Raw genomic sequence first — 14,553 nt, forward strand, 5'->3', positions numbered from 1 at the left:
GCTCCTCCACCACCTCGCGTCAGTCGAGGGGGTCGGGCTCGTCGCGACCGGAGGCGGCGAGCTCCTGCTTGACCACGGAGAAGGCCAGGCCCGAGCCGTAGCCCTTGCGCGCCAGCATGCCGACGAGACGGCGGGTCGCGGTGACGTCGTCGACGCGCGAGAGCGAGCGCAGCTTCTTGCGCACCAGCTCGCGCGCGGCCTGCTCCTCGTCGTCGGGGTCGATCTCGTCGAGGACCGTGCGGGCGACCTCGTCGTCGACGCCCTTGCGTCGCAGCTCCTGGCTCAGCGCGCGGCGCGCCAGGGACTTGCTGCCACCCCCGCCGGCGCCGCGGGAGGAGACCCAGAGCCGCGCGAAGGCCTCGTCGTCGATGAGGCCGACCTCCTCGAAGCGGTCGAGGAGCGCCGTGGCGATCTCGTCGGGCACCTCGCGCTGCGCGAGCTTGTCGCCGAGCTCCTTGCGACTGCGGGCACGGCCCGTGAGCTGGTCGAGCAGGATCGTGCGGGCCACCGACTCCGGGTCGGCCTCGGGCCCCAGCGCGGCACGGTCGGGGGGCGGCTGGCCCGCCGACGAGCGGCTACGACCCTGCCGCCGACCCTCGGACCCGCCGCGGGCCCGAGAGCCACGGCGACCCGAGGACCTCGCCTCCCCGAAGGAGCGCGAGGCCCCGTCGGCCCCGGCCGCGCCCTCGGCACCGCCGGACCGCGCGGACGGCGCAGACCGCTCGGAGCGCTGGGTCCAGGCGTCGACGCCCACCGAGACGTCGCCACGCCAGGACGGGGAGACCGCCGGCTCGCCCAGGTCGGACTCAGTCGCGTCGACCCCGGCCCACGACGGGGCGGGCCGGGGGTCGACGTCGCGGTCGACCGGTCGCTGCGACCGGGTCACGATCAGAAGTCGTCGACGCCGACCGGGTCACCGGGCAGCGAGACCTCGGCGTCGACAGTGGGGCCGACCCCGAGCTTCTCGAGGATCTTCTTCTCCAGCTCGTTGGCCAGGTCGGGGTTGTCGCGCAGGAAGGTGCGGGCGTTCTCCTTGCCCTGACCCAGCTGGTCGCCGTCGTAGGTGTACCAGGCGCCGGCCTTGCGGACCAGGCCCGCCTCGACGCCGACGTCGATCAGGCCACCCTCGCGGCTGATGCCCTTGCCGTACATGATGTCGAACTCGGCCTGCTTGAAGGGCGGCGCGACCTTGTTCTTGACGACCTTGACGCGGGTGCGGTTGCCGACCATGTCGGTGCCGTCCTTCAGCGTCTCGATGCGGCGCACGTCGAGGCGCACCGAGGAGTAGAACTTCAGCGCGCGACCACCGGTCGTGGTCTCCGGCGAGCCGAACATGACGCCGATCTTCTCGCGCAGCTGGTTGATGAAGATCGCGGTGGTCTTGGAGTTGTTGAGCGCACCGGTCATCTTGCGCAGCGCCTGGCTCATCAGGCGGGCCTGGAGGCCGACGTGGCTGTCGCCCATCTCGCCCTCGATCTCGGCGCGGGGCACGAGCGCGGCCACGGAGTCGATGACGATCAGGTCGAGCGCGCCCGAGCGGATCAGCATGTCGGCGATCTCGAGGGCCTGCTCACCGGAGTCGGGCTGGGAGACCAGCAGGGCGTCGGTGTCGACGCCGAGGGCCTTGGCGTAGTCGGGGTCGAGGGCGTGCTCGGCGTCGATGAAGGCGACGATGCCGCCGTTGCGCTGGGCGCTGGCCACCGCGTGGAGGGCGACCGTCGTCTTTCCGGAGGACTCCGGGCCGTAGATCTCCACCACGCGACCGCGCGGCAGGCCGCCGAGGCCGAGGGCGACGTCGAGGGCGATCGACCCGGTGGGGATCACCTCGAGGGGCGCGCGGGTCTCGTCGCCGAGGCGCATCACCGAGCCCTTGCCGAACTGCTTCTCGATCGAGGCGAGCGCTACGTCGAGGGCCTTGTCGCGGTCTCCAGCCATGATGTCTCCGTCCTGGGGCGGAGGGCGCTCGGCCCTCCACGGTGTGGTCTGTGGTGTCGTGCAACGTCTGTGCCGGGAACGCTAGAGGAGCCCGCCGACAGTCGGGGAACGGTGACCCGGGACTGTGGAGAACGCCGATCTGCGCGCCGTCCCCTGCACGGTAGCCCGAACACGTGTTCGACCCCAGTCGACACGCCGCGCCCTGGCGGCGCCCGGTCGACGGCGTGCTCGTCGGACCGACGGTCAGGAGAGCGCGACGGGGGCCGGGACCACCGCGTCGGGCGGCCCGGGGCCGTCGACGGGCAGCACGACCCGGAAGCGGCAGCCGGTCGGCCGGCCCCCCTGGTCGACTCCCTGCTCGGTGACGTCCTCGGCGTGCACGCTGCCGCGGTGGGCCTCCACGATGCCCTTGACGATGGCCAGGCCCAGCCCGGCCCCACGACCGGTGACGTCGTCAGGGGTGCGCGAGGGCTCGGCCTGCCAGGCCACGTCGAAGACCCGGGCGAGGTCGACGGCCCCGATGCCGCCGCAGCCGTCGGTCACGACGAGCTCCACGCAGTCGCCCCCCGCACCGCCCCCCGCGGCGTCCCCCGCGGCGGCGCGCACCCCGGCGGCGAGGCCCGTGCCCTCGACGTGCACCGTGCCCCCGGGCGGTGTGTGGCGCACGGCGTTCATCACCAGGTTGGAGACGACGCGCGAGAGCCCCGAGGGGTCGGCGACGAGCTCGAGACCGCCGGGCACCGCTCCCCCGAGCCTGACCCCGCGGGCCCGCGCCACCGGGTCGGCGGCGGCGATCGCGTCGCTGACGACGTCGCCCAGCACGACGGCCTCGGGGGCCAGCCGCAGCACGCCGGCGTGGATGCGGGAGAGCTCGAAGAGGTCGTCGACCATGCGGACCATGCGGTCGACCTCGACCCGGATCTGGCGGTGGTAGCGCTCGGGTTCGGGGGTCATGCCGTCCTCGAGCGCCTCGGTCATCGCCCGCATGCCGGCCAACGGGGTGCGCAGGTCGTGGGAGACCCAGGAGACCAGCTCGCGGCGCGAGTCCTCCAGGCGCGCCGCGCGCCCACGGGCCTCCTCGAGCCGGGCGTGCGCGGTGGCGAGCTCCTCGGACAGCGCGCGGAACTCCGAGGGCCCGCGGGCCCCGCCGACGTACGGCGAGCCGGAGCCCACCCGCCGCACCTCCTCGCGCAGCGACAGCGACCAGCGGGTGACCGCCCGCGAGAGGGCGAGCGCGACCGCCAGCGCGACCACCGTGGCGGCGCCGGCCACGAGCGTGACGACCTCGACGTCGTCGTCGCTGATGAACATGCGCTGGGAGGCCGCGAGCACCCCGGCGAGCACCGCGGCCACCGGCACGACCGCGGCGAGGCCGAGCTGCCAGCGGATCGACAGCCGGCGCACGAGCCAGGCCAGCAGCAGCCCGACGACGCCCACGACGACGGCCGCGACCGCCGCCACGAGGACGACCTGCGCCTGCTCGCCGTTCACGACGCCTCCCACCGGTAGCCCACGCCCCACACCGTCAGCAGCCGCCGTGGGTGGGTGGGGTCCTGCTCGACCTTCTCGCGCAGGCGGCGCACGTGCACGGTGACGGTGGAGCGGTCGCCGACCGACCAGCCCCAGACCTCCTGCAGCAGGTCGTCGCGGTTGACCGCGACGCCGGGGTGGGTGAGGAACCACCACAGCAGGTCGAACTCCCGGGCGGTCAGGGCCAGCTCGCGGCCCGCCCGGGTGACCGTGTGACGTGCGGCGTCGACCTCGAGGTCGCCGTCGACCACGACCCGCGGACCGACGACCTCGGCCGGCTCCGACGTACGCCGGAGCACCGAGTCGACCCGCAGGGCCAGCTCGCGCGGGCTGAAGGGCTTGCTCACGTAGTCGTCGGCGCCGTGCTCGAGGCCGGCGACCCGGTCGCCCTCCTCGCCGAGGGCGGTGAGCATCACCACCGGCACGTCGCCGCTGCTCCGCAGCCGACGGCACACCTCGAGCCCGTCGATGCCCGGCAGCATCAGGTCGAGCACCACGAGGTCGGCCGGGCGGGAGCCCATCAGCTCCAGCGCCGCCTCGCCGTCGCCGGCCTCGACGACCTCGTGGCCGTGGGCGCGCAGGTAGGACACGACGACCTCGCGCACGGTGAGGTCGTCGTCGACGACGAGCACGAGGGCCACGCTCAGCGACCGGCGGGGCCGGGGCGGTCGGACGGGCCGGGCGGGTCGGGGGCGACCGGGCCGGCGGCGTGCCGCGCGCGTCGCCGCAGCAGGCCCGCCACGACGACCCCGAGCAGCACGAGCCCGGCGACGGCGACCCAGCCGGCGGTGTAGTCGCGGTCGAGCAGCGTGGGGTTGTCGGCGCGCTCGCCGAAGCGGCCCAGCACGGGCACGGCGAGCAGGGTCAGGCTGCCCAGCAGGACGAGACCCACCGTGGCGGGGGCACGGAAGGGGCGGGGCACGACGCGCGCGCCCACCACGACGAGCACGAGGACGAGCGGGGCGAGCACGGCGTCGTGGAGCACCACGCCGGAGGCCGCCCACAGCAGCGCGTCGAGCACCTGGGCGGGCTCGGCGCGCGACCACAGCAGCCACGCGCCGTACAGCCCCAGGGCCACGCCGACGGCGCCGAGCGCCAGGCGCAGGCCCAGCGGGGTCGGCGCGACCCCGGTCGGGGCGCTCACGCGAGCACCTCGAGCGACGTGACCCACTTGGTCTGGAGCACCCCGGGACGGTTGGGGGCGATGATCCGGCAGGGGAAGCCGTGGTCGAGGCTCAGCGTCTCGCCGTTGACCTGCAGGGCCAGCAGCGTGCGGTCGTCCTCGACGAAGGAGGCCTGGAGCGCGGTGGTGCCGAAGGCACCGGCCCGCTGCAGCGAGGTCACCCGCAGGTCGCTGTCGGCGGGGGCCTCGACCAGGGCGAGCAGGTCGGCGACCCGCACCCCGGTCCAGGTGGCGTCGGCCGACCAGCCCTCGACGCAGGCGATCGGGAGGTCGACGGTGTGCTGGGTCATCGCCAGCAGGTCCTCGCGGCCGAGCTCGACGGTGCGCGAGCCGTGGGCCACCGTGAGGCGGTAGGAGTCGCCGACGTCGTCGGTGGTGACCTGGGCCGCCGCGGCGGAGCGGTTGACCGGCAGCCCCTGCGGGCCGTCACCGGTGCGCACGGCGAGCACGGAGACCTTGCGCAGCAGCGGCACCGTGCTGCCCGCGGTGGCGAGCACGGCCAGGCCGGCCGCCGCCCAGGTCGTGCGCAGCAGGCCGCGCCGGGAGAGCCCGCCGCCGCGCTCGGTCGGCCGGTCGGTCCCGGGTCCGTCGGTCCCGGGCCGGTCGGTGCGGGGCCGGTCGAGGGTGGTGTCGTCGACGTCGGCGCCGAGCGCGGCGCGGATGACCGGCAGCTTGACCGCGACGTGCACGACCAGCGAGCCGATCGCCACCCACGCCACGGCGTAGTGGGTGGAGCGGAAGGAGAAGGCCCAGGGGTACCACTGGGCGGAGTTCATGAGGCCGGTGACGAGCAGGAAGACCGCCGAGCCGACGAGCGCCAGGATCGAGGCCCGCTCGAGGGCGGTGACGGCCAGCGCGCGCACTCCGCGGCCCGGCCGGGCGAAGAGCCGCGGGAAGACCGTCCAGAGCTTGACCAGCAGCAGCGGCACGGCGGCGGTGCCGGTGACGACGTGGAGGCCCTGGGTGACGCGGTAGCCCCAGGAGGGCGAGGCCGGGAACGGCACCGGGTGGTCGACGTTCTGCGCGTAGTGGCTGACCAGCCCGGTGAGGAAGCAGACGGTGAAGCAGACGCCCAGCCACAGGCCGACGCGGGCGGCGACGGTGGGACTGCGCAGCTCGGAGCGGAAGCTGTCCTCGCTCGGCAGGCGCTCGGCCAGCCGGCTCATCACCGCCACGTCGTCACGTCCCCGTCCGGGTGCGGGCGAGGGGTCCTGCGCTGGGGCTCGTCATCAGGTCGTCGGCTCCTCGGGGTGGTGGGGGTCCCGAGAGACGTCCTGCAGGTGGCGTGCCGCGCCTGCGGGTGCGAGGGGGACCGCCGCGACGGGGGCGAGCTGCTCCTCCAGCACGGCGCACCAGCGCCCGGCGAAGGGCTCGCACGCGCTGACGCCCCAGCCCGCGGCCTCGGCCACGTGGGCGATGTCGTCGACCCCGAGCACCGACCAGCGGAAGGGCCGGCTGCGCACGTCGTCGCCCTCGATGCTGGCCCACGTGGTCGTCATCGGGACCCCCGGCGGCGCCACCTCGACCACGACCCGACCGCGCGGGTCGAGCACCTCGCGCACGCGCCGCAGCAGCCGCACGGGGTCTCCCCCGATGCCGACGTTGCCGTCGGCGAGCAGCGCCGACTCCCAGCGCCCCTCGCCGGGGATCGACTCGAAGACGTCGCGCAGGATCGCCGAGGCGCCGCGCTGTCGGGTCTGCTCGACGGCCTCGTGGACCACGTCGATGCCGAGCACGACGTGGCCGCGCGCGGCCAGGCCCGCGGAGAGCCGGCCCGGTCCGCAGCCGATGTCGATGGTGGGGCCCACGCACCACGCGAGCAGCGCGTGGTCGGCCTCGTCGGCCTCGCGGGTCCAGTCCGCCACCGGGAGCGGCGACGGCTCGGGGCCCAGGCCCACCACGCGGCACGGCATGCCCCGCAGGGCGTGGGTGAAGACGGCGGAGAAGGACTCGTCACGCACGCTCACGAGGCCACCTCCGGGCTCCAGGCCGCGGCGAAGCGGCCACCGGGCACGAGGGCGACGACCGCGTCGGCGTCGGCCACCGTGTCGATGTCGCGCAGCACCGCGGTCGTGGCGACGGCCAGGCCGGCCGCCTCGAGCGCCGCGCGGGTGTCGTCGTGGGTGGTGGGCGTCGACATCGGCACGCCGCGCAGCGCGGCGGCGGCGAGGGGGTCGCGCAGGGCGAGCACCCACCAGCCGCCGTCCTCGGCGGGGCCGAGCACGGCGTGGTGGTCGGCCAGCGGTGCCGCCGCACCGAGCAGCAGGTCGGGCGTGACCTGCGGGGTGTCCATGCCGACCTGCACCACCGGGCCGGGGCCGGCGGCGGCCACGTCGGCGTGGGCGCGCACGAGTCGCTCGTCGAAGCCGTCGCCGACCTGCGGGGTGACCTGCCAGCCGTGCAGGTGGCGGCGGATGCGCTCGCCGTGCACGGCGTCGAGCAGCTCGCCGTCGAGGGAGAGGTGGCAGCGGTCGGGGCCCACCGCGTCGGTGCAGGCCACGAGGGTGTCGAGCAGGGAGGCGGCGGCGATCTCCGCGGCCAGGTCCATGCCGATGTCGGCGCCGAGGCGGGTCTTGACCCGCCCCGCGACCGGTGCCTTGGCGACGACCAGCATCCGCGGCGCCGCGGCCGGGTCGGCGCCTGCGGCGTACGGGGTGGGGGTGGTGCTGCTCATGCGAGGGCCTTCCAGAAGTCGCGCGCCGTGCGGACGGTGCCCTTGACCGACCCCGACACCTTCGAGCGGGTGCCGGCGGCACGGGGGTGGTAGCCGACGTCGCGCTCGGAGACCCGCCACCCGGCGACGGTGACCTTCTGCAGCAGCTCGACGGGGTAGCCGAAGCGGCGGTCCTCGACACCGAGGTCGAGCAGGTCCTGGCGCCGCGAGACCCGCATCGGGGCGATGTCGTGGGCCTGCATCGCGATCCGCCGGCGCAGCCAGGCCACGATCAGCGCGTTGCCGGCGCGGGCGTGCCACGGCCACACACCGCGCTGCACGGGGCGGCGCCGGCCCACGGCGAAGTCGGCGCGGCCCGAGGCGACGTCGTCGAGCAGCGGCAGCAGCTCGGCGGGGTCGAAGGAGCCGTCGCCGTCCATGAAGGCGACGTAGTCGTGGGTGGCGGCGAGGAGCCCGGCGTGCACGGCCGAGCCGTAGCCGGGCACGCTCTCGCGCACGACCCGGGCGCCGAGCCGCTCGGCGACCGCGGCCGTGCCGTCGACCGATCCGTTGTCGACGACGATCACCGAGAAGCGGGCGGGCACCCGCGGGATCAGGTCGCCCAGGGCAGGCGCCTCGTCCTTGCAGGGGAGGACGAGGTCGCAGACGGGCACGTCGTCAACGGTAGGTGGCATCGTGGCGGTGAACCCTTACGAAGAGGTGACGCCGGTCGGTCCGGCCGCCCCATCGAACCGCACGGGGTGCTCGGGGGTGTTCACCCGGGAGGCCAGACGTTCGCGTGTCGTTCCCCCGGCGTTCCCGCAGCGTGCGCCGCGTGTCGTGCGCGATCGCGCGCGTGGCTGCGGCACCGCGCGGGCCCGGGTCGTCGCTGTCGGGCGCCACCGGTGGGCTGGCTAGGGTCTGGGCATGGCGACCAGCCCCCCTCTGACCGACCCGCCCCCGGCCCCGGCGGGAGCGGCGCCGGTCGAGGACCGCTCCGGCGCCCGCGCCGCCGCCTGGGGCCTCGGCGTCGCCGTCGTGCTGGTGGCGCTCGCGATCGTCGTGCCCCGCGTCCTCGACTGGGAGACCTGGACGCGCGCGCCGCGCTCCTACACCGACCTCGCGGTGCCACCGCTGCACGGGTTCTGGGACCCCAAGCTGTTCGGCCCCGGCACGGTGCCGGCGCTGCTGGTCGCGCTCGTGGGATGGCGCTGGTTCGCCGGGTGGGCGGAGACCCTCCCGTGGCGGCGGCTGCTGCTCGTGTCGTACGTCGTGGCGCTGGCCTGGATGGTCTCGCTGGCCCTGGTCGACGGCAGCTCGGGTCTCTCCCGGGTGCTGGGCAGCGACGTGGAGTACCTCCCCACCGCCCGGGAGGTCGACGGGATCGGCACCCTGCTCCAGGAGTACGTCGGACGCATCTCCTACTCCTCCCCCGACAACTGGCCCACCCACGTCGCCGGCCACCCGCCGCTGGCGCTGCTGTTCTTCGTCGGGCTGGTGCGGGTCGGTCTGGGCGGCGACCTGGCGGCCGGGATCGTGGTGACCGTGCTCGCCGCGACCACGGCGCTGGCGGTGATGACCACGCTGCGCGCGCTGGGTCACGAGGCGCTCGCCCGGCGGGCCGCTCCCTTCCTCGTGCTCGCCCCGGCGGCGGTCTTCATGGCCGTCTCCGCCGACGCCCTCTTCGGCGCCCTGGGCGCCTGGGGCCTGGCCTGCCTGGCGCTCGGGGCCCGCCACGCCTCGCGCCGCGGACTGCTGGCGTGGTCGACCCTGGCGGGCCTGCTGCTCGGCGCCATGGTGATGACGTCCTACGGCCTGCCGCTGCTCGGCCTCACCGCGCTGGCGGTGCTGGCCCTGGCCCGCTCCTGGCTGCCGCTGCCGGTCGCCGCGGGCGCCGCGCTCGTGGTGGTGCTCGGCTTCGCCGCGGGCGGCTTCGCGTGGTGGGAGGCCTACCCCGTGCTCCACGACCGCTACTGGGAGGGCATCGCCGCCGACCGGCCGGCGTCGTACTGGCTGTGGGGCAACATCGCGGCGCTCGTGCTCAGCGCGGGCCCCCTGCTCGGCTCGGCGCTGGCCGTGGCCGGCCTCAGGGCGCGCCAGCTGGGGCGCGACGTGCTCGCCTCGCCGCTGCTGCTCGTGCTCAGCGCCGCCCTGGCCGTGGCCGTCGCCGACGCCTCACGGATGAGCAAGGCCGAGGTCGAGCGGATCTGGGTGCCGTTCGTGCCGTGGATGATGATCGGCGCGGCCTTCCTGCCCGAGCGCTGGCGGCGCTGGGGGCTGGGTCTGCAACTGGTCGCGGCGCTGTTGCTGCAGCACCTGATGTACACCAGCTGGTAGCCCAGCCCAGCCCGGTCGGGGCGGCCGGCACCCGGCCGCCCCGAACCGTGCCTCAGGCGCGCAGCGGCGCGGTGGCGAAGGCGGGCAGGCCCTCCTCGGGGGCGATGGCCGCGGCGAAGCCGAGCTCGGCGCGGGCGCGCTCGGGTGAGGCGACGATGTGGCGCACGTCGCCGAGCCGGAAGCCGCCGGTGACCTCGGGGGCGATCTCCGCGCCCCCGTCGGCGCCGGTGCCGGTGGCGACGAGCTCGGCGACCTGCTTGATGCCCACCGGTCGCCCGGAGGCGACGTTGTAGGCGGCGTAGTGACCCGTCGGGGCGGCCACGACGGCGCGCAGCGCGGCGACGTTGGCCTGCGCGACGTCGCTGACGTGCACGAAGTCGCGCATCTGCGCGCCGTCCTCGTAGACCTTGGGCGCCTCGCCGCGCTCGAGGGAGGACCGGAACATCGCCGCCACCCCCGAGTACGGCGTGTCGCGCGGCATGCCCGGGCCGTAGACGTTGTGGTAGCGCAGCGCCACCGCGGCGGCGTCGGCCTGGCGCACCCACGCCGAGGTGTAGTGCTCCTGGGCCAGCTTGCTGGCGGCGTAGCTGGAGCGCGGGTCGAGGCGGGCGTCCTCGTCGACCAGGGCCCAGCCCAGCGGTCCGCCGCACACGGGGCAGTGGTTGTCGAAGTCGCCGGACTCCAGCGCCGCGACGGTGCGCGGCCCCGGCGCCTGGTCGCCGTGCTCGGGGCAGGTGTAGCGGCCCTCGCCGTAGACGACCATGCTCGAGGCGAGCACCATGCGGTCGACGCGCGCCTCGTGCATGGCCGCGAGCAGGACGGCCGTGCCGTAGTCGTTGTGCGAGGCGTAGGCCGGCAGGTCGGCCACCTTCACCCCGGCCCCCACGACGGCCGCCTGGTGGCAGACCGCGTCGACGCCGTCGAGCAGCGCGCTCACCGCGTCGGCGTCGCGCACGTCGACGTGGTGGGTGCCCACGGGCGGGCGGGCCTCGCCGTGGGCCATGTCGAGCATCCAGTCGACGCGCACGACCTCGTCGCCGTCGGCCTCCAGGGCCTCGGCCACCGCGGCGCCGATGAAGCCGGCCGAGCCGGTCAGCAGGACCTTCACGCGCCGGCCTCCTCGCCCTGCTCGCCGGCGCCGTCGGGCGTCGGGATGCCGTAGGACAGCTCCATGCCCTCGGCCCAGGTGGAGCAGGTGCACCCGTCGGGGTCGGGGAGGCTCTCGATGGTGCGGGTGAGCACGCCCTTGAGCCGCTCGAGGTTGGCCTTGAAGAGGGCGAAGACCTCCTCCTGGCCGACGCCCTGGCCGGCCTCGACGCCGGCGTCCATGTCGGTGACCAGCGCGATGGCGGTGTAGCACTGCTGCATCTCACGGGCCAGCGGCGCCTCGGGGTGGCCGGTCATGTTGATGAGCGACCAGCCCTGGGCGGCGTAGTGCTGCGACTCCGCGCGGGTGGAGAAGCGCGGGCCCTCGATGACCACCATCGCGCCGCCGGCCTTGATCTCCGGGTCGGCGCCGGCCACGGCCGCGCCGAGGCGCTCGCAGTAGGGGTCGGCGTAGGGCAGGTGCACCGCGCCGCTCTCGACGTAGGACGGGATGCGGCGGTAGGTGCGGTCGACCAGCTGGTCGGGCACGACGATGTCGCCGGGCGCGACCTCCTCGCGCAGCCCCCCGACGGCGCATGGCGCGAGCACCTGGCGCACACCCAGCGAGCGCAGCGCCCAGAGGTTGGCGCGGTAGGGGATGGCGTGGGGCGGGTAGTCGTGGTGGTCGCCGTGGCGCGGCAGGAAGGCCACCCGGCGCCCGGCCACGGTGCCGACCGAGATGGTCGCCGAGGGCAGGCCGTAGGGGGTCTCGACGCTGACCTGCTCGGGGTCGTCGAGGAAGGAGTAGAAGCCGGTGCCGCCGATCACGGCGACGTCTGCGGTCGCGTTCATGGCCGCAACTGTGCCAGCCCTCACCCCGGCCCTCGCCGGGGGTGCTGGTCGACGCGCCCGGGTCGGTGCTCGGGGTGGGTGCCCGAGGTCGGCGCTCCGGGTCAGCGCTCGGAGGCCGGCAGGGCCAGCGCGCTCCACACCGCGGCCCAGACCTGCTTGGGCGGCACCCCGGCGTCGAGGGCCTCCTGGGCCGTGCGGTCGCCGAGCTCGCTCATCACGAAGAAGCTCGCCCACGACCGCGACGACGCCGTGCCGAGGGCGTGGTCGAGACGCTCCCAGAACTCCGTGTGCCGCATGAAGCCCATGATGCCTCGCGCCGCCGACGGCCCCCGACCGAGGGTGGCCTGAGGCCGAGCCCCCGTGGTCAGGTGAGGAGCAGCCGGTCGAGGCGGCGGCGCACGACGAGGAGTCCGGCGACGCCCATCACCACGAGGTAGACCACCGAGACCGCCGAGGCCCAGGAGACCGTGCCCGTGGTGAGCTCGCGGCACAGGACGACGCCGCGGTAGAGCGGGGTGCACTCCACGACCCAGCGCAGCCAGGTGGGGAAGGCCGTGACCGGGAAGAAGGTCGCGGAGAAGAGGAACATCGGCAGCGTGGCCAGGGTGACCAGCTCGAAGTCCTGCCAGGAGCGCATGAAGGTGGTCAGCGCCATGCACACCCCGCCGAAGGCCAGCCCGATGAGCAGCGCGGCGGGCACGACGAGCACCGCCCACCACGACGACACCAGGCCCATCAGCAGCATGACGACCAGGAAGCCCGCGGAGTAGATGCCGCCGCGCAGCAGCGACCAGCTCAGCTCGCCGCGGGCGATGTCCATGGTGGTCAGCGGCGTGGCCAGCATCTGGTCGAAGAGCTTGTTGTACTTGAGCTTGAAGAAGAAGTTGAAGGTGGCGTCGAGGATCGTGCCGTTCATGGCCGAGGCCGCGAGCATGCCGGGGGCGACGAAGGCGGCGTACTCGATCGTCCGGCCGTCGACCTCGAAGCCCGTGACGAGCTGGCCGACGCCCACGCCGATCGAGAACAGGTAGAAGACCGGCTCGAGGAACCCGGTGAGGAAGATGTACCAGGCCCGGCGGTAGGCGAGGAAGTTGCGGTAGAGCAGCAGGGCGGTGGCCTCGCGGGCCCCGAGGGGCGAGGCGGCCTGGCGCGCGACGGCGGCGGTGACGGCGCTCATCAGGCGATCAGCCTCCGCTGCAGGCGCCGGGCGGCCCAGCGCCAGCCGAGCGCGGCCAGCACCACCAGGTAGGCGACGTGGACCAGCGCCGCGGACACGTCGACCCGGCCCAGCGTGAGCATCCGCGTCAGGTCGACGCCGTGCCACAGCGGGGTGATCGTGGCCAGCAGCTCGAGCGGCGCGTCGAGGTTGGCGACGGGGAAGAAGGCCCCGGAGAAGAGGAAGAGCGGGATCATGCCGAGGCGGAAGATGAGGTTGAAGGCGCTCTCGTCCTTGGCGCCCGCGGCGTAGGCGTAGACCGGGGTGGCGAAGGCCAGGCCCACCAGCAGCTGCACCAGGAAGGCCAGCAGCACTCCCCCGACGCTGCTGAAGACCCCGAAGGGCGCCATCACCGCGAGGAACACCGCGGAGGTGAGCGCGACCCGGAAGAGCACGAAGGCCAGGTGGGCCAGCATGATGTCGCCCACGCGCAGCGGCGCCGCGATCATCCCGAAGTAGACCTTGTGCCACTTCACCATGTCCATGACGGGGTAGGTCGTCTCCCCGATCACCGTGGTCATCGCCTGGGCCGCCACGAGGCCGGGCGCCACGAAGGCGAGGTAGCTGGTGGCGCCCTCGAGCTCGGCGGGGTCGCCCTCGATGAAGCCGCCGAGCAGCACGCCCATGGCCACGACGTAGAGCAGCGGGGTGACGAAGGAGGAGACGATCGTGCCCTTCCACGTGCGGCGGTAGACCGTCAGCCAGTAGTCGAGCAGCCGGAGCGCGCCGGCGAGCGTGCTGGCGGGTGCGGTGGCCCGGGCAGGGTCGGGGCTGCCGGCGCCTCCGGGTGTCGTGGCGGCCATCAGTCGACCAGGGTCCGGCCGGTGAGGCGGAGGAAGACGTCCTCCAGCGTGGAGCGGCGCACCAGCGTGGCGACCGGCTCCAGCCCGCGCTCGTGGACCTTGGCCACGGTCTCCTCGCCGTCGTGGGAGTAGAGCAGGAGCCGGTCGGGCAGCACCTCGACCCGGTCGGCGAGGTCCTCGACCTGCCGGGCGACGACCTCGTGGGTGTCGCCCTCCTGGGCCACGCCGAAGCGGAGCTCGGCCACCTCGCGGGTCGAGTGCTCGGCGATCAGGTCGAGCGGGGAGCCCTCGGCGACGATGAGCCCCTTGTCCATCACCACGAGCCGGTCGGTCAGCTGCTCGGCCTCGTCCATGTAGTGGGTCGTGAGGACCAGGGTGACCCCCTGCTGCTTGAGGCGGAACAGCCGGTCCCACACGACGTGACGGGCCTGGGGGTCCAGGCCGGTGGTCGGCTCGTCGAGCAGCAGGACCTCGGGCCGGTTGATCAGCGAGCGGGCGATCGTCAGGCGGCGCTTCATGCCCCCGGAGAGGTCCTCGACCATCGAGCCGGCCTTCTCGGTCAGCTGCACGAACTCCAGCAGCTCGTCGACGCGGGCACGGACCTCCTTGCGCGGCAGGCCGAAGTAGCGGCCGTAGACGAAGAGGTTCTCCCGCACGGTCAGCTCGGTGTCGAGGGTGTCCTCCTGCGGGCAGACACCGATGCGGGCGCGGATCTCGGGACCGTCGACGGCCGGGTCGAGACCGAGGATGCGCAGCTCACCGCCGCTGATGGGCGACACGGCGGCCACCATGCGCATGGTCGAGGACTTGCCGGCGCCGTTGGGCCCCAGGAAGCCGAAGGCCTCGCCCCGGCGCACGTCGACGTCGATGCCGCGCACGGCCTCGACGTCGCCGAACCCCTTGCGCAGGCCCTGGGCCCAGATCATCGAGTCGGTCGCCGTCACGTGAGGCACCCTAG

16 protein-coding genes are annotated in these 14,553 nt (G+C 74.6%); 1 reads left to right on the forward strand and 15 read right to left on the reverse strand.

Features of this window, described 5'->3' with window-relative positions:
• Nucleotides 1-19: 19 nt before the first annotated feature.
• The 9 genes from IR170_RS11780 to IR170_RS11820 all read right to left on the reverse strand — a co-directional run bounded on the left by IR170_RS11780 (nucleotide 20) and on the right by IR170_RS11820 (nucleotide 7,975).
• Nucleotides 20-886, reverse strand: coding sequence for a regulatory protein RecX (locus IR170_RS11780; protein ID WP_319805038.1), 867 nt, complete (start codon nucleotides 884-886; stop codon nucleotides 20-22).
• A 2-nt stretch (nucleotides 887-888) separates the two neighbouring features.
• Nucleotides 889-1,935 carry a recombinase RecA gene (gene recA / locus IR170_RS11785; RefSeq protein ID WP_056862721.1) on the reverse strand — a complete coding sequence of 349 codons (1,047 nt, stop codon included), beginning with the start codon at nucleotides 1,933-1,935 and terminating at the stop codon, nucleotides 889-891.
• Between the two features lie 243 nt (nucleotides 1,936-2,178).
• On the reverse strand, nucleotides 2,179-3,426 hold the full coding sequence (locus IR170_RS11790) for a sensor histidine kinase (protein ID WP_319805039.1): 1,248 nt from the start codon (nucleotides 3,424-3,426) through the stop codon (nucleotides 2,179-2,181).
• The gene (locus IR170_RS11795; protein ID WP_193664281.1) at nucleotides 3,423-4,106 is read right to left on the reverse strand and encodes a response regulator transcription factor; all 684 of its coding nucleotides are present in this window, start codon (nucleotides 4,104-4,106) and stop codon (nucleotides 3,423-3,425) included. Before IR170_RS11795 ends, IR170_RS11790 begins: the two co-directional genes overlap by 4 nt.
• Before the next feature lie 2 nt (nucleotides 4,107-4,108).
• The gene (locus IR170_RS11800) at nucleotides 4,109-4,609 is read right to left on the reverse strand and encodes a hypothetical protein (RefSeq protein ID WP_193664283.1); all 501 of its coding nucleotides are present in this window, start codon (nucleotides 4,607-4,609) and stop codon (nucleotides 4,109-4,111) included.
• Nucleotides 4,606-5,814, reverse strand: a complete 1,209-nt coding sequence (locus tag IR170_RS11805; RefSeq protein ID WP_193664287.1) for a molybdopterin-dependent oxidoreductase — start codon at nucleotides 5,812-5,814, stop codon at nucleotides 4,606-4,608. The genes IR170_RS11800 and IR170_RS11805 overlap by 4 nt, the downstream gene beginning before the upstream one ends.
• A 63-nt stretch (nucleotides 5,815-5,877) precedes the next feature.
• Nucleotides 5,878-6,615, reverse strand: coding sequence for a methyltransferase domain-containing protein (locus tag IR170_RS11810; protein ID WP_319805040.1), 738 nt, complete (start codon nucleotides 6,613-6,615; stop codon nucleotides 5,878-5,880).
• The gene (locus tag IR170_RS11815; RefSeq protein WP_227489134.1) at nucleotides 6,612-7,322 is read right to left on the reverse strand and encodes a TIGR04282 family arsenosugar biosynthesis glycosyltransferase; all 711 of its coding nucleotides are present in this window, start codon (nucleotides 7,320-7,322) and stop codon (nucleotides 6,612-6,614) included. Before IR170_RS11815 ends, IR170_RS11810 begins: the two co-directional genes overlap by 4 nt.
• A complete protein-coding gene (locus IR170_RS11820) occupies nucleotides 7,319-7,975 on the reverse strand; it encodes a glycosyltransferase family 2 protein (RefSeq protein WP_228942047.1) in 657 nt (218 codons plus the stop codon). Before IR170_RS11820 ends, IR170_RS11815 begins: the two co-directional genes overlap by 4 nt.
• Before the next feature lie 253 nt (nucleotides 7,976-8,228).
• Here IR170_RS11820 and IR170_RS11825 point away from each other — a divergent pair, with 253 nt between their 5' ends.
• Nucleotides 8,229-9,638 (forward strand): hypothetical protein, encoded by a 1,410-nt coding sequence (locus tag IR170_RS11825; protein ID WP_227489135.1) that lies wholly within the window; start codon nucleotides 8,229-8,231, stop codon nucleotides 9,636-9,638.
• A 52-nt stretch (nucleotides 9,639-9,690) separates the two neighbouring features.
• Here the strand turns inward: IR170_RS11825 and IR170_RS11830 are convergent, their stop codons facing one another.
• From IR170_RS11830 to IR170_RS11855, 6 genes are all read right to left on the reverse strand, one after another.
• The gene (locus IR170_RS11830) at nucleotides 9,691-10,746 is read right to left on the reverse strand and encodes an NAD-dependent epimerase/dehydratase family protein (protein WP_193664289.1); all 1,056 of its coding nucleotides are present in this window, start codon (nucleotides 10,744-10,746) and stop codon (nucleotides 9,691-9,693) included.
• Complete coding sequence (locus tag IR170_RS11835; protein ID WP_193664292.1) at nucleotides 10,743-11,576, reverse strand: S-methyl-5'-thioadenosine phosphorylase; 834 nt, start codon at nucleotides 11,574-11,576, stop codon at nucleotides 10,743-10,745. The genes IR170_RS11830 and IR170_RS11835 overlap by 4 nt, the downstream gene beginning before the upstream one ends.
• 101 nt (nucleotides 11,577-11,677) lie before the next feature.
• On the reverse strand, nucleotides 11,678-11,872 hold the full coding sequence (locus tag IR170_RS11840; RefSeq protein WP_056862982.1) for a DUF3046 domain-containing protein: 195 nt from the start codon (nucleotides 11,870-11,872) through the stop codon (nucleotides 11,678-11,680).
• 68 nt (nucleotides 11,873-11,940) lie between these two features.
• Nucleotides 11,941-12,753, reverse strand: a complete 813-nt coding sequence (locus tag IR170_RS11845) for an ABC transporter permease (RefSeq protein WP_056862713.1) — start codon at nucleotides 12,751-12,753, stop codon at nucleotides 11,941-11,943.
• Nucleotides 12,753-13,595 carry an ABC transporter permease gene (locus IR170_RS11850; RefSeq protein WP_193664294.1) on the reverse strand — a complete coding sequence of 281 codons (843 nt, stop codon included), beginning with the start codon at nucleotides 13,593-13,595 and terminating at the stop codon, nucleotides 12,753-12,755. The genes IR170_RS11845 and IR170_RS11850 overlap by 1 nt, the downstream gene beginning before the upstream one ends.
• Nucleotides 13,595-14,539 carry an ABC transporter ATP-binding protein gene (locus IR170_RS11855; protein WP_425572616.1) on the reverse strand — a complete coding sequence of 315 codons (945 nt, stop codon included), beginning with the start codon at nucleotides 14,537-14,539 and terminating at the stop codon, nucleotides 13,595-13,597. Before IR170_RS11855 ends, IR170_RS11850 begins: the two co-directional genes overlap by 1 nt.
• Between the last annotated feature and the right edge of the window lie 14 nt (nucleotides 14,540-14,553).

This window comes from Nocardioides kribbensis, assembly GCF_015070375.1.
In the GTDB taxonomy this organism is placed as follows: domain Bacteria; phylum Actinomycetota; class Actinomycetes; order Propionibacteriales; family Nocardioidaceae; genus Nocardioides; species Nocardioides kribbensis.

Bases quoted from the DNA above. Each gene is read 5' to 3' on its own strand.
- recA (WP_056862721.1), bottom strand. From the start codon at position 1,935: ATGGCTGGAGACCGCGACAAGGCCCTCGACGTAGCGCTCGCCTCGATC.
- IR170_RS11805 (WP_193664287.1), bottom strand. From the start codon at position 5,814: ATGAGCCGGCTGGCCGAGCGCCTGCCGAGCGAGGACAGCTTCCGCTCC.
- IR170_RS11815 (WP_227489134.1), bottom strand. From the start codon at position 7,322: ATGAGCAGCACCACCCCCACCCCGTACGCCGCAGGCGCCGACCCGGCC.
- IR170_RS11825 (WP_227489135.1), top strand. From the start codon at position 8,229: ATGGCGACCAGCCCCCCTCTGACCGACCCGCCCCCGGCCCCGGCGGGA.
- IR170_RS11835 (WP_193664292.1), bottom strand. From the start codon at position 11,576: ATGAACGCGACCGCAGACGTCGCCGTGATCGGCGGCACCGGCTTCTAC.
- IR170_RS11840 (WP_056862982.1), bottom strand. From the start codon at position 11,872: ATGCGGCACACGGAGTTCTGGGAGCGTCTCGACCACGCCCTCGGCACG.
- IR170_RS11845 (WP_056862713.1), bottom strand. From the start codon at position 12,753: ATGAGCGCCGTCACCGCCGCCGTCGCGCGCCAGGCCGCCTCGCCCCTC.
- IR170_RS11850 (WP_193664294.1), bottom strand. From the start codon at position 13,595: ATGGCCGCCACGACACCCGGAGGCGCCGGCAGCCCCGACCCTGCCCGG.